Genomic DNA, 13,888 nt, shown 5'->3' with positions numbered 1-13,888 from the left:
GAATACCGATGACCTTTTCTGATTTGAATTTTATTTTTAGATTGCTACCAATCTTTTTAATTATATATTATATTATGCCTGCTTCACTTAGAAAGTGGGCTTTGTTGCTAGGCAGCCTTGGCTTTTATTATCTTAATGAGCCAAGGCTTATTTTAGTGCTTGTAGTCATGACAGTTATTAATTTGTTATTCGCAAAGCTAATAAAAAGGACTACCTCTAAGGCTGTACTTGCTGTTATTGTGGTGCTTAATGTGTCAGTGCTCGGGCTTTTTAAGTTTTCTAAGCTGGCAGGTTTATCTTTAATCATTCCACTTGGCCTAAGCTACTACATCTTCAAAATGATTTCATATCAGGTGGATTTATATAGGGGCAAGATAGAAGAAGTCAGCTTTATTAAAGCGACGGATTATTTCCTTATGTTTCCACAGATTATCTCTGGTCCTATTGCCAAATTCAGCTATGTGGAGAATAATCCTATGTGGCTTAAGGCAGAAGGGGCTAAGAAGGAGCGATTATTCAAAATCTTAACTCAGATTGAAGAGGGGCTTAAGCTAATGGCTTGCGGTCTATTTATGAAAGCAATCATAGCAGACCATTTGGCTGTTTTGTGGAGTGATATTAAGGTTATTGGATATGAGAGTATTTCCACACCACTTGCATGGCTTGGTGCTTATGCTTATTCCCTGAATTTATATTTTGATTTTTGGGGATATTCTTTAATGGCAGCAGGAATTGGTGTGATGCTTGGCTTCCCATTTATCAGAAACTTTAATCAGCCATATTTGTCTTCATCTATTTCAGAATTTTACAGACGGTGGCATAGCACCCTGGGGGAGTGGTTTAAGGATTACGTGTATTTTCCTTTAGGTGGCAGCAGAAAAGGAAAGGGACGCACAGCTATTAATATTTTTATAGTTTGGCTTCTTACAGGAATTTGGCACGGCTATACAGCTAACTTTTTTGTTTGGGCTATGTCTATTTGTGTCATTATCCTTTTTGAAAAGTTTGTTCTTAGCCGTAGCCCTAAGCTTTTAGCTATAATAGGCCACATCAATGTACTTGTTATTATTCCAATCACATGGGTGGTTTTTGCAATACATTCGCTGTCGAGCTTACGTGTATATTTGCTTAGAATGTTTCCTGTAATTGATGTTTCGGTTGCAGTAAATAAAAATGATATATATTACTATTTGTCAGATTACTGGCTGTATTTATTGCTTGGTATCGTATTTACGATACCTGCCTTAACTGGATTTTATAAAAAGCACAAGGATAATATATTAGTTGTTCTTTGTATTTTTGTTATGTTTTTTATTAGTATTTTTAGCTTGTCAAATTCGGCTGGCAACCCATTTATGTATCTTAGATTTTAGGTGATGTTATGAAAGTAAAAGGTTTTTTATTACTTAGTTTAATTACAATTACATCCATAGGTATATCGATTACTTCATTTTGCTTAAGGAATTCTGTTTATAAGGATTACTATAGTAATTTTGCAAAGGTTCCCATGGAAGCAGTGCCTTTTAAGGCTATGACAGATGGGGTTTTTCCATGGACAAAGGTTTCTTTACCTGAAAATAAAGAGGAAAAAACTGCTTCCTCAGCGGTTACAGTGGCTCAACAAGAAGCTAGAGAGATAAAAGAATTCAAAACTGTAGATGATTCATATTTTGATGATGCTTTATTTATTGGCGATTCTAGAATGGTTGGTTTATCCCAGTACTGTGCGGCAATAGATTCTAGGGCTACATTCTTTGCTAAAAAATCTCTTACCATTTTTGATATTAGAAACAAGGAGTGGATAGAGGCAGAAGATGGTACGGAAATGTCTATCGCCAAAGCACTAGAGGGAAAACACTTCAAAAAAATCTATCTTATGGTTGGCATTAATGAACTGGGAACTGGTGATGAGGAACGCTTTCGTAAGGTATATGCTCAGGTAATTGAGGGACTAAAATATCTACAGCCGGATGCAACTATTTTTATTAACAGCATTATGCATGTGTCAGAAGAAAAGAACAACACTGATGAACTATATAACAATACAAATATCAATATTAGAAACGAAGCTATAAAAGGCCTGGCTGATAATCGTACAGTTTTTTATCTGGATATCAATGAAGCTGTTGATGATGAAAATGGAAATCTTAGGGCTGAGACCACAGGAGATGGTGTACATTTGAAGGGGGCCTGCTACGAGCCATGGCACCAGTATTTACTAGAACATGGGGTAGAATAAAGGACATGAAAAGGGATGTGTCAGAATATTCAGATATGGTGTTTAAAAATTCGACACTTTAATTTTCAAAAAAGTGTTGACGAAATGGGCTTTGGGAGCTATTATAAATGAGTCGTCGCGAGAGATATTAATTAGCGAAGGACATGCGGAAGTGTCGGAACTGGCAGACGAGCAAGACTAAGGATCTTGTGGCTATTGCAGTCGTGTGGGTTCAAGTCCCATCTTCCGCACGATAAAATGAAAAGACTAACACAGATGTGTTGGTCTTTTCATTTTATTGTGCACAAGATTAGATATGCAACTAGCGAAGAAAAGTTTTTTTTGTTCAAAAAAAGGATATCCTTTTTTTCCATGTAATATGTTTTATAGGAGTGTCGTTATAATGCATAAAGGGAGGCAAAAATGGGCACAATTAGAGAAATGATTGAGCAGATGGAACGAGAGACACTTAGTCCTTATGCTACCCAGAGCACTAATTCGCGTGGTAGAGAGAAGGATGAGCCACAGTGTGATATCAGACCTTTATTCCAAAGGGATAGAGACAGGATCCTTCATAGCAAGGCGTTTCGTCGTCTTAAGAATAAGACACAGGTTTTTCTTACACCTCAGGGTGATCATTACAGAACCAGATTATCTCATACCCTTGAAGTTTCACAGAATGCCAGAACAATAGCTAAGGCTCTTCGTCTTAATGAAGATTTGGTTGAAGCTATTGCACTAGGCCATGACTTGGGTCATACACCATTTGGTCATGCAGGTGAGGCACAGCTTAACGCTATGTGCTCTACTGGCTTTGTGCATTCTGAGCAGAGTGTGCGTATTGTGGAAAAGCTTGAAAAGGGCGGCCAGGGTCTTAACCTTACCTGGGAGGTTCGCGATGGCATCCGCAATCACCAAACCAGCGGTCATCCAGCCACACCTGAGGGACAGATTGTTAGATTGTCAGATAAGATAGCTTATGTTAATAGCGATATTGATGATGCTATCAGGGCACACATTCTTACTGAGGAAGATATACCAATGGAAATCAGAAAGACACTTGGTATGACCTCAGCAGTTCGCTTAGACACACTTATTCATGATGTTATCATCGAAAGCAAGGATAGCCCTGTGATTAAGATGTCACCTGAAATCGAAGAGGCTATGTCGGATTTACGAGCATTTATGTTTGCCAATGTTTACAAGGATTCTGTTGCCAAGGTAGAGGAAGTAAAGGCTAAGCGTATGATTCGTGAGCTTTACGAATACTACACCTATCATTTTGAAGAGCTACCTGATAGATATAGAGCAATGGAAGATGATGGCACTAGCCAGGAACGTATTATTTGCGATTATATTTCAGGTATGACAGACCAATATTGTATTACCAAATTCAACGAATACTTTATGCCTAAGGCGTGGGTAGTAGATGGATTTTAAAAATTATTTTTTTTCGGGAGAATAAATGCCTTATTATTCTGATGAAATCATCGAAGAAGTTCGCTCCAGAACAGATATTGTCGATGTAATTTCAAAATATGTTAACTTACAAAAAAAGGGCAGCCAATATTTTGGACTTTGTCCCTTTCATAATGAGAAGACGGGCTCATTTTCTGTTAGCCCGCAAAAGCAAATGTATTATTGCTTCGGCTGCGGCGCAGGAGGAAATGTTTTCAGCTTTCTGATGGCGTACGAGAACATGACCTTCAAGGAAGCGGTTGAGGATTTGGCACCTAAGTGTGGAGTTACACTTCCGCAGAGGGAGATGACAGCCCAGGAGCGTCAGCGTGCCGATAGGCGAACTAGACTTTTTGAAATTAACAAGGAAGCGGCAGCCTACTATTACAAAATGCTTCGTTCCCCTGAGGGGCAACAGGCTATGGCATATTTTACAAAGCGTGAGCTTACAGCTGATACCCTTCATAAATTTGGCTTAGGCTGTACCAGCAAATACTCTGATTCTTTGTACAAATACCTTAGAGGCAAGGGATATGATGATAATATCCTAAAGGACTGTGGTCTTGTTACCATTGATGAAAAGCGTGGCGGTCATGATAAGTTTTGGAATAGGGCGATGTTTCCTATATTCGATGCTAATGGCAAGGTGGTTGCCTTTGGTGGAAGAGTAATGGGAGATGGAGAGCCTAAATATTTGAACTCACCTGAGACGGAAATATTCAACAAATCCAAAACACTTTTTGGCTTGTATTTTGCTAGAAAGACAAGGCGACAGCAGTTTATACTATGCGAAGGCTATATGGATGTTATATCCCTTCATCAGGCTGGCTTTGATAATGCAGTAGCATCCCTTGGCACAGCCCTTACAGAAGGCCATGCAGGTATGCTTAAACGTTATGTTAAGGATGTATATCTTAGCTATGATTCAGATGGTGCCGGGCAAAAAGCTGCCCTTAGGGCGATACCTATTCTTAAGAATGCGGGCATTTCCTGCAGGATTATTAATATGTCCCCTTACAAGGACCCTGATGAGTTTATAAAGGCTCTAGGAGCCGAGGAATATGAAAAACGTATTCAAAATGCTGAAAACAGCTTTATGTATCAGGTTAGGATGAAAGAGAAGAATTACGACCTTACCGACCCTGAGAAGAAATCTGATTTTCAAAAGGAAGTTGCAAGGATGATTGTTACAGAGTTTCCTACTCAGCTTGAAAGGGAAAACTATACGGAATCTGTTGCAGCAAGGTTTAATATTCCAAAGGCAGCACTTGGCAAGTACATCATAGAGCTTGGCCAGTCGGGAATCACTGCTAAATCAAATACAGCAGCAAGAGAAAATAGAAGTACAGCTCAAAAGCCTAAGGATGATGGTATGAAGATGTCCCAGAGACTTCTTTTGACATGGCTTGTTGAACAAAATGATATTTATCCTAAGATAAAGGATTATGTATCCCCACAGGATTTTGAAGAGGGGGTATATAAAAAGGTTGCGGTTGAGGTATTTGACAGCCTTAGCCAAGACAAAACAGTTGATACAGCTCGAATCGTAGATATGTTTATGGAAGAGGAGGAGCGTAAGACTGTGGCAGCTATTTTCAACACAACAGTTGGAGAGCTGACAGACAATACGGATCTTAGCAAGGCTCTTAAGGAGACATTGCTTAGAATAAAAAAGAATTCACTGGAGATTGCACAGAAAAACGGGGCAGATTTAAAGAGCTTAGTGGATGGTAAAAAGCAACTACAGCGTCTTGAACGCTTAGATATTTCAATCTAGAAAGGAATTAAAATGGCAAAAAAGAAAGTTGACGAATTAATCGAAAACGGAGATTTAAAGGCTGCAGCTGATGCTTTCTTAGCAGAGGCTGATGCAGAGGCAGCAGAGGAAGATGATGCTGATGTAGAGGCTGATGACAAGGATGTAGATTTCGGTGATATGGAAGAAATCTCAGCTGAGGATCTTGAGTTTAACGAGCATGATTTTGACAACATTGATGAGACAGAAGATGATGATGACGTAGATGAATTCTTAGCATCAGTTGGTGCAAAGACATCTGTTGACGTAGATGACGATATGGATGATGACGATGAGGATTCATTCGGAAGCGATGAGCTTGATTCTAAGGTGGCAGAGCTTGTTAAAATAGCAAAGTCACAGAAGAGCATTATCGAAGACTACGAAATTTCAGAGTTCTTAAAGGATTACAAAATCGATGCTAAGCAGATGGAACGTATTCTTACATACCTTGATAAGAAGGGCATCGATGTAAACTTCTCATCTGGTCCATCAGATGCACTTCTTCTTGCAAGCGATGACGAGGATATGGAAGACATTGATATGTCAGTTCCAGATTCAGTCAGCATCGAGGATCCTGTTCGTATGTACCTTAAGGAAATCGGTAAGGTACCACTTCTTTCTGCTGAGGAAGAGGTTGAGCTTGCCCAGAGAATGGAAGAGGGAGACCAGGAGGCTAAGAATAAGCTTGCTGAGGCAAACCTTCGTCTTGTTGTTTCTATTGCTAAGCGTTACGTTGGACGTGGTATGCTTTTCCTTGACCTTATCCAGGAAGGTAACCTTGGTCTTATGAAAGCTGTTGAAAAGTTTGATTACCATAAGGGTTACAAGTTCTCTACTTACGCTACATGGTGGATTCGTCAGGCTATCACACGTGCTATCGCTGACCAGGCTCGTACAATCCGTATTCCTGTACACATGGTTGAGACTATCAACAAGCTTATCAGAGTTTCACGTCAGTTACTACAGGAGTTCGGCCGTGAACCAACTCCAGAAGAAATTGCTGAGGCAATGGGAATTACAGTAGACAGAGTACATGAGATTCTAAAGATTTCTCAGGAGCCAGTATCTCTTGAGACACCTATCGGTGAAGAGGAAGATAGCCACCTTGGTGATTTCCTTCCAGATGAGAATGTGCCAGTTCCAGCAGAAGCTGCTACATTTACACTTCTTAAGGAACAGCTTCACGAAGTACTTGATACACTTACAGAGCGTGAGCAGCGAGTACTTATACTTAGATTTGGTCTTGAAGATGGTAAGGCTCGTACACTTGAGGAAGTAGGTAAGGAATTCAACGTTACACGTGAGCGTATCCGTCAGATTGAGGCAAAGGCTTTAAGAAAGCTTCGTCATCCTAGCCGAAGCCGCAAGCTTAAGGATTACTTAGACCAGTAAAATAAAAGAATATACAGAATAGACATAAATAAATGATAAAATTATCGGAAAGATTACAAATTATATATGGTATGGTGCCTAAGTGTAACACCGTTTGCGATGTGGGCTGCGATCATGGCTATTTAGCTATCTCTTTATTAGAAGGAGGTGTTTGCAACCAGGCCATTGCAATGGATGTAAACAAAGGACCACTTAATTCAGCTAAGGAAAATGTTAAGGCTCACGGCCTTTTAGATAATGTGGATTTTAGATTATCTGATGGCCTTGCAAAGCTTACAGAAGCCGAAGCTGATACCATATGTATTTGTGGTATGGGTGGCGCACTTATTACTAGAATACTTGATGCAGGTATTGATGTGGCAAGGAGCGCAAAGACGCTTATAGTAGAGCCCCAATCTGAATATGATAAGCTAAGAGAGTTCTTAGCTTCCAATCATTTTTCGTTTTTAGATGAAGAGCTTTGCATAGAAGAAGGCAAAATCTATCCGATTATCAAGGTTAGCTATACACCTGATTCATCTTTTGAGCTATCAAAAGAAGAGCTATTGTATGGCCCTGTTATCATTAAAAAGAAATTGCCATTACTTGTAAGGCTTCTTGAAAAAAACAAAAATGAATACTTGTCAATTCTAGAAAAGTTAAATTCCAGAAAGGATATAGCAGAGGGTTCACCTATACAAAAAAGAATAGAAGAGCTTGAAGAAGAGCTTAGTATCATAGACAGGCTCTTAAGCAAAATGGAGGGGTAGCCATGGCTAAAGTAATCATTAACGGGAAAGAAGAGACATTTAAAGATGGCACTACATTAATTGAGATTGCTGCACTTCATAAGGAAGATTACAAGGATGATATCGTTCTTGCTAAATATAATGGCAATCTTACAGAACTAAGCAAGGCTGTAACTGAAGATGCTGAGATTGAGTTCTTAACTACAGCAGATAAGGATGGCAGAAGGGCATATAGGCGAAGCGTTGTGTTTTTGTTACAGCGTGCCCTTATGCAGGTTTATCCACGTCCAGAACATGCTTATCTTAGGGTAGAGCATTCTTTAGGGCAGGGAGATTTCTGTACCTTTGAAGGCGTTGATGAGATTACAGATGGAAAAATAGAGGAATTGAAAAAGGTAATGCATGACCTGGTAGAAAAGGATATTCCTCTTGAAAAGAATACAATTAAAACAAGCCAGGCCAGAGAGATGTTCCATAATTATAATATGATTAACAAGGAACAGCTCTTAAAATATCGAACCAGCTCTACTACAAATGTATATAATTTGGATGGCTGCAAGGATTATTTCTACGGATATATGGTTCCATCTACAGGCTGTCTGGGATATTTTGATTTACTTAAATTTGAAAATGGAGTTATGCTCATGTTCCCTAACGGCAACAAGCTTACAGGGGACACAAGAAAGGTTGCTGAGTTTACCAGACCGATGAAGCTGTTTTCTGTTCAACAGGCTGCTTCTAAATTTGGCGAGACCATGGGAGTGCCTACTGTAGGAGCCTTAAATGAGGCAATCGCAAAAGGCAGGATTAAGGACATAGTTCTTTCCCAGGAAGCTATCATGGAGCGCAATATCGGGGAATTAGCCCGTACTATTGTAGACAGAAAAGATGTTAAGTTTGTTATGATGGCAGGTCCTTCTTCATCAGGCAAGACTACATTTTCTCATAAGCTTTCAGCTCAGCTGAGGGCATTAGGATGTGTTCCACATCCTGTTCCACTGGATGATTTTTATTTGAACCGTGATCAGATGCCTATTGATGAATATGGAGAAAAGGATTTTGAATCTATAGAAGGTCTTGATGTTCCATATTTCAACGAATGTATGGTAAAGCTCCTTAAGGGAGAAAGAGTATTGCTTCCAAACTTTAACTTTAAGACTGGTAAGCGAGAGTACAACGACCATTACATGCAGTTAGGCAAAAACGATATCTTAGTTATAGAGGGTATCCACGGGCTTAATGATAGAATGAGCGCATCACTTCCAGCAGAAAGCAAATATAAGATTTATTTGTCAGCATTGACACAGCTTTCTATAGACGAGCACAATCCGCTGTCTACTACAGATGGAAGATTGATTCGAAGAATAGTGCGTGACTCTAGAACACGCGCCACATCTGCTGCTGAAACCATAGCTATGTGGGATTCAGTTAGAAGAGGAGAAGAGAAATATATTTTCCCATTCCAAGAAAAAGCAGATTATTTGTTTAATACGGCTTTAATTTATGAGATGGCTGTGTTAAAATTATACGTCGATCCTCAGTTATACGCTATAGAGCCAGACCATCCTATGTATGCTGAGGCAAAGAGGCTTATTAAGCTATTAGATTACTTCTTACCTATGGCACCAGATTATATTCCTAATAATTCTCTGGTAAGAGAGTTCATAGGTGGAAGTTGTATACTTTAAATCCGTTTTCCTACGGGATTTAGAACAATTAAATAAGGGGCTAGATGAGTAGTCGCTGCCTTACTGTAATGGTAGGGGAGAGGAAAGTCCGGGCTTCACAGGGCAAGGATGCCAGCTAACGGCTGGTGGAGGTAACTCCAAGGATAGTGCAACAGAGATAAACCGCTCATAGCAATATGAGTAAGGGTGGAAAGGCGGTGTAAGAGACCACCGTACCGTTGGTAACAACGGTAGCCATGTAAACCCCATCCGAAGCAAGTTCTAAGCAGCGCGTACGCGGCCCGCCAGCGCTAGGTTGAACGCTTGAGGCCACTGGCGACAGTGGTCCTAGATAGATGACTACTTTAAAAGACATAACCCGGCTCACAGTCTAACCCTTTTAATTTGTCTGAATATAGGACAATATTTACAAAAAAGATAAGCTAATTTTATTTTTTAGTGGGAATTATTAACGAATGTGAAATTTTTGTGTCCTTCTAACCGAAAAAGGTGATATACTATAACTATGTTAAGTCAAAGGGGAAGAGTTATGGAGGTACTTGTTGTTATGGTTTAGAAGGATGGTGAAAAATGGATTATCAGGTAGGCGATTATTTAGTTCATGAGGGTAGTGGAGTTTGTCAGGTGGAAGACATTGATGACATGGAGCTTATGGGCAAAGGTTCTCGCAAAACTTACTACTGCATGTCTCCAGTATTTAAGGCAGGCGCAAAAGTATTTACTCCAATTGTTGGTTCAACTGTTAGGCTTCGTCCGGTAGCTGGACTTGACACATTTACTAGAATTCTTGACAACATTGACGACATCGAGTGTATTGAAGAGGCTAACGAGAGAGCCCTTCAGGACAAATTCAAAGCAGTTATGGCTGAGTTCACACCAGAGTCTATGGCTAGTGTAGTGAAGACAGTTCTTATCAGAAAATGGAATCGTATTGCAGCTGGTAAGAAGGTTATGGCTATGGATGAGAAGGTTCTTAATGTAGCAGGTCGTAAGCTATATGAGGAAATGGCATTTGCAATGGGTAAGGATATTGCTTATGCACAGAATCTTTTTGAGGACGCAGTTAAGGCTAGCCTACAGGATACACTCCTTATAGGTGCTTAATTTATGATATCTTACAGAGAAATTACAGAGCGAATTAAAAATAATAATGGTCTTGTCACAGCACTTAATGTGCTAGACAAGGCCATTACTTATATCACAGTAATAGTGTATTTAATCTTTCTTATTTATGGATTTCTACAGATTCCTGAGGATAAGGGGCTTCTTTTATATAGAAGCATTTTGATACCAGGGGTTTCATTTATTATCGTAAGTGTTTACAGAAAGCTTTTAAGTGCTCCAAGACCATACGAGGTTTATGGGTTTACACCGGTTCTTAAGAAGGATACTAAGGGCAAAAGCTTTCCTAGCAGGCATGTTTTTTCTATTTTCATAGTTGCATTCACAGTTTTTCAGGCTTTTCCAGTGGTTGGAGCTGTTATTTGTGTGCTGGGGTTCTTGCTTGCCATCATAAGAGTGGTTGGCGGAGTACACTTTATAAAGGATGTTGTGGCAGGTTTTTTCATGGCATTAATCATATCAATTGTTTGTTATGGTATTTTTTGTGGCGTTTTCGGTCTTGTTATGCTACCATTTTAATATAAATATATTTTTCGTTTGGGAGTGATATATGAAGAAAAATGCAAAGAAGGCTTTGGCTATATTTTTTAGCGTTCTTGGCTCAGTATTAGGATTGTATATTGGAGGATATTGGTTGTTTGTTCGTCCTGTCTATTGGCTTGTAACTGGCTTTACAGGGGGGACACTTACAGCTGGCATTCTCATAATCAATATATTTAAGATATTTATCGCATCCACTATTGGAGGAGGTATTTGGTGTGTGTGCGATATTATCGCAGGTTTTTTCAGGGATGACCCTAGAGAAGACTAGTTACTAATAATAGTTGGGAGGTATTATGAAATGACTGGAAACGTAATTGTGGGACAATCAGGCGGACCAACCGCCGCAATCAACTCTTCTTTGGCAGGAGTTATCAGGACAGCAAAGGATCGTGGTGCAAATAAGATTTACGGAATGCTCCACGGAATCAAAGGATTAATGGAAGAGGATTACATAGACCTTTCCGATTACATCAAGAATGATTTGGATGTAGAGCTTCTAAAGCGTACACCAGCTGCTTATCTTGGCTCATGCCGCTTCAAGCTTCCAGAAATCCACGAGGATATGGAAACTTACGAAAAAATCTTCGGAATTCTCAACAAGCTCGAAATCGAAGCTTTGATTTACATCGGTGGAAATGATTCCATGGACACCATCAAGAAGCTTTCTGATTATGCAATTATCACAGGTTCAAACATCAGATTTATAGGATGCCCTAAGACAATCGATAACGATTTGGCTCTTACAGACCACACACCAGGATATGGTAGTGCAGCTAAATATATCGGTACATCTGTTAAGGAAATCATTAGAGATGGTCACTGTCTTGAATATGATAAGGGACTTGTTACTATAGTGGAGATAATGGGAAGAAATGCCGGTTGGCTTACAGGCGCTTCAATCTTAGCAAAGGGCGAGGATTGTGAGGGACCAGATTTGATATATCTTCCAGAGGTTCCATTTGACCTTGACAAATTTAAAGAAAGAGTAGAAAAGCTTTTAGCCCAGCAACATTCTGTTGTAGTATGTGTTTCAGAAGGAATTCATACCAAGGAAGGCAAGTATGTATGCGAGCTTGGAGATAATGTAGAGTTTGTAGATGCATTTAACCACAAGCAGCTTACAGGTACAGCATCATATCTATGCAACTTTATTGGTCGCGAGATTGGATGCAAGACCAGAGCTATTGAGCTTTCAACACTTCAGCGTGCAGGTTCTCATCTTGCGTCACGTATTGATATCCTTGAGGCATATCAGGTAGGTGGTGCTGCAGTGCTTGCTGCAGATGAAGGTGATACAGGTAAGATGGTAACTCTTATTCGTCATTCAGATGATCCTTATCAGTGCGGAACAGAGGTTAAGGATGTTCACAAGATTGCAAACGACGAAAAGCTGGTTCCAAGAAATTGGATTACACATGATGGTACTTATGTAACAGAGGCATTCATCACTTATGCTAAGCCACTTATTCAAGGGGATGTGGCTCCTATCATGGTTGATGGAATTCCTCGTCATATTTGCAGACCAAAAAGAAAAAAATAAAATGTATGGAGGGGTAAAATGCAGGTTTTTCATGGAACAATAATTACATGTGATGAAAATAATACGATTGCAAATTATCTAGTTGAAAGAGAAGGTAGAATTGCTTATATCGGTGATACTTTGCCTACTCAATATGAGGTTGTGCCACCTATTGAGCTAGGAGCAAACGTTGCGCTTCCTGCATTTGTTGATACGCACACCCATTATTCAGGCTTTTCTGTATTACACAGGATGTTTCCTATTAGTGATGCAGATTCTAATGCAAAGATTCTTGAGCAGCTTGAAAACTATGCTAACACCACCAAAGAAAACATTGTGGTAGGATTTGGTGCTACAGAGTTTGCTGTATCAGAGGGATATTTGATTCTTAGAGAGCAGATGGATAAGGCTTGTCCAAACAAGCCTGCCATCATTTTAAAGCATGATGCTCATTCAGCTGTTTGTAACAGCATGTTTATTGATGCTGTAAAATCCAAGATAGAAAACTTACGTGGATTCAATCCAGAAACTGGTGAGCTTAAGCAGGAAGCCTTTGTGGCTGCGGCAGAATTTGTATCCCATGGCCTTTCTACTAAGAAGGTTATAGATTCCATGGTGGAGACAGCAGATTTTTTGGCAAGCAAAGGAGTTGGACTTATTTGCTCTGCCAGCGGCCTGGGCTTTGTTAGGGACTACGATTTTGATATGGAACGGTCTGTTGCAAAGGGACTTGATAATGGCATGCAGATTCGTGTGGCTTATCAATGTGCCAATGTAGACAAGATTGCAAAGAAAGACATGACTAGAGTGGTGTTTGCCAATCTGGATGGAACCTTTGCTAATCAGGATGCAGCACTTATTGATGAATATGCAGGAGCTAAGCATAAGGGTGTGTCATATTATGATGATGTTGATGTTCAGAAATTCTGTATAAATGCTAACCGTGCAGGCTATCAGATTGCATTACACGCAGTGGGAGATGCTGCCTTTGAGCAAGCCGTCAATGCAATAGCAATGGCACTGGAGGATTACCCAAGGTATGACCATAGACACATTATATTGCATGGCTCACTTCCAACAGAAAGATGCTTAAAGATTTGCGCTAAATATAATATAATGATTTCTGTTAAGCCTTCGTTGCTTTCTCACATTAATGGTGTTGAAGAGTACATTAAGGGAATACTTTCAGAAAATCAGTATAAATTTATTAATCCACTTAAGACAATGCGGGATTTGGGAATCAGGGTGTGCTTCAATTCAGATGCACCAGCATCGGATCCTGACCCTATTAAATGGATTCATGATGCATGTAACAATACCAATGCTGAAGAATCCGTTTCAGTATACGATGCTCTTAGAATGGCTACATATAATGGGGCTTATTCATTGTTTGATGAGAAGGAGCGAGGCACACTGGAGATG

The 13,888-nt window shown here is 39.7% G+C and carries 12 protein-coding genes, 1 tRNA gene and 1 other RNA gene; all 14 read left to right on the top strand.

The features are described 5' to 3' along the window. Positions 1 to 8 precede the first annotated feature (8 nt). A complete protein-coding gene (locus IJ535_RS09375) occupies positions 9 to 1,373 on the top strand; it encodes an MBOAT family O-acyltransferase (RefSeq protein ID WP_294301741.1) in 1,365 nt (454 codons plus the stop codon). Positions 1,374 to 1,381: 8 nt separating this feature from the next. Further along, positions 1,382 to 2,239 (top strand): GDSL-type esterase/lipase family protein, encoded by an 858-nt coding sequence (locus IJ535_RS09370; RefSeq protein ID WP_294301739.1) that lies wholly within the window; start codon positions 1,382 to 1,384, stop codon positions 2,237 to 2,239. Between the two features lie 145 nt (positions 2,240 to 2,384). Beyond that, positions 2,385 to 2,469, top strand: a tRNA-Leu gene (locus IJ535_RS09365). A 172-nt stretch (positions 2,470 to 2,641) separates the two neighbouring features. Further along, on the top strand, positions 2,642 to 3,658 hold the full coding sequence (locus IJ535_RS09360) for a deoxyguanosinetriphosphate triphosphohydrolase (RefSeq protein WP_294301735.1): 1,017 nt from the start codon (positions 2,642 to 2,644) through the stop codon (positions 3,656 to 3,658). A 25-nt stretch (positions 3,659 to 3,683) separates the two neighbouring features. Next, positions 3,684 to 5,453 (top strand): DNA primase, encoded by a 1,770-nt coding sequence (gene dnaG / locus IJ535_RS09355; RefSeq protein WP_294301732.1) that lies wholly within the window; start codon positions 3,684 to 3,686, stop codon positions 5,451 to 5,453. Positions 5,454 to 5,750: 297 nt separating this feature from the next. After that, positions 5,751 to 6,866: an RNA polymerase sigma factor RpoD gene (gene rpoD / locus IJ535_RS09350; protein ID WP_294301784.1), complete on the top strand. Its 1,116-nt coding sequence runs from the start codon at positions 5,751 to 5,753 to the stop codon at positions 6,864 to 6,866. Positions 6,867 to 6,898: 32 nt separating this feature from the next. Next, the gene (locus IJ535_RS09345; protein ID WP_294301729.1) at positions 6,899 to 7,615 is read left to right on the top strand and encodes a tRNA (adenine(22)-N(1))-methyltransferase; all 717 of its coding nucleotides are present in this window, start codon (positions 6,899 to 6,901) and stop codon (positions 7,613 to 7,615) included. 2 nt (positions 7,616 to 7,617) lie between these two features. Beyond that, positions 7,618 to 9,282: a nucleoside kinase gene (locus tag IJ535_RS09340; RefSeq protein WP_294301726.1), complete on the top strand. Its 1,665-nt coding sequence runs from the start codon at positions 7,618 to 7,620 to the stop codon at positions 9,280 to 9,282. 36 nt (positions 9,283 to 9,318) lie between these two features. Beyond that, an RNA gene (rnpB, locus tag IJ535_RS09335) (RNase P RNA component class A) lies at positions 9,319 to 9,664 on the top strand. Positions 9,665 to 9,852: 188 nt separating this feature from the next. Continuing rightward, on the top strand, positions 9,853 to 10,386 hold the full coding sequence (locus IJ535_RS09330; protein ID WP_294301724.1) for a CarD family transcriptional regulator: 534 nt from the start codon (positions 9,853 to 9,855) through the stop codon (positions 10,384 to 10,386). Positions 10,387 to 10,389: 3 nt separating this feature from the next. Further along, positions 10,390 to 10,923, top strand: a complete 534-nt coding sequence (locus IJ535_RS09325) for a phosphatase PAP2 family protein (protein WP_294301722.1) — start codon at positions 10,390 to 10,392, stop codon at positions 10,921 to 10,923. Between the two features lie 31 nt (positions 10,924 to 10,954). Next, a complete protein-coding gene (locus IJ535_RS09320; RefSeq protein ID WP_294289220.1) occupies positions 10,955 to 11,215 on the top strand; it encodes a hypothetical protein in 261 nt (86 codons plus the stop codon). 30 nt (positions 11,216 to 11,245) lie between these two features. Beyond that, entirely contained in the window at positions 11,246 to 12,487 is a 1,242-nt protein-coding gene (locus IJ535_RS09315; protein ID WP_294301719.1) for a 6-phosphofructokinase, read from the top strand. An 18-nt stretch (positions 12,488 to 12,505) separates the two neighbouring features. Continuing rightward, positions 12,506 to 13,888 (top strand): amidohydrolase (locus tag IJ535_RS09310; RefSeq protein ID WP_294301716.1); only part of this gene is annotated, 1,383 nt, incomplete at its 3' end.

It is taken from the genome of Pseudobutyrivibrio sp. (genome assembly GCF_017471675.1).
GTDB lineage: Bacteria > Bacillota > Clostridia > Lachnospirales > Lachnospiraceae > Pseudobutyrivibrio.
The sequence above is the reverse complement of the archived record's forward strand: the minus strand, read 5'-3'. Positions and strand labels throughout refer to the sequence as shown.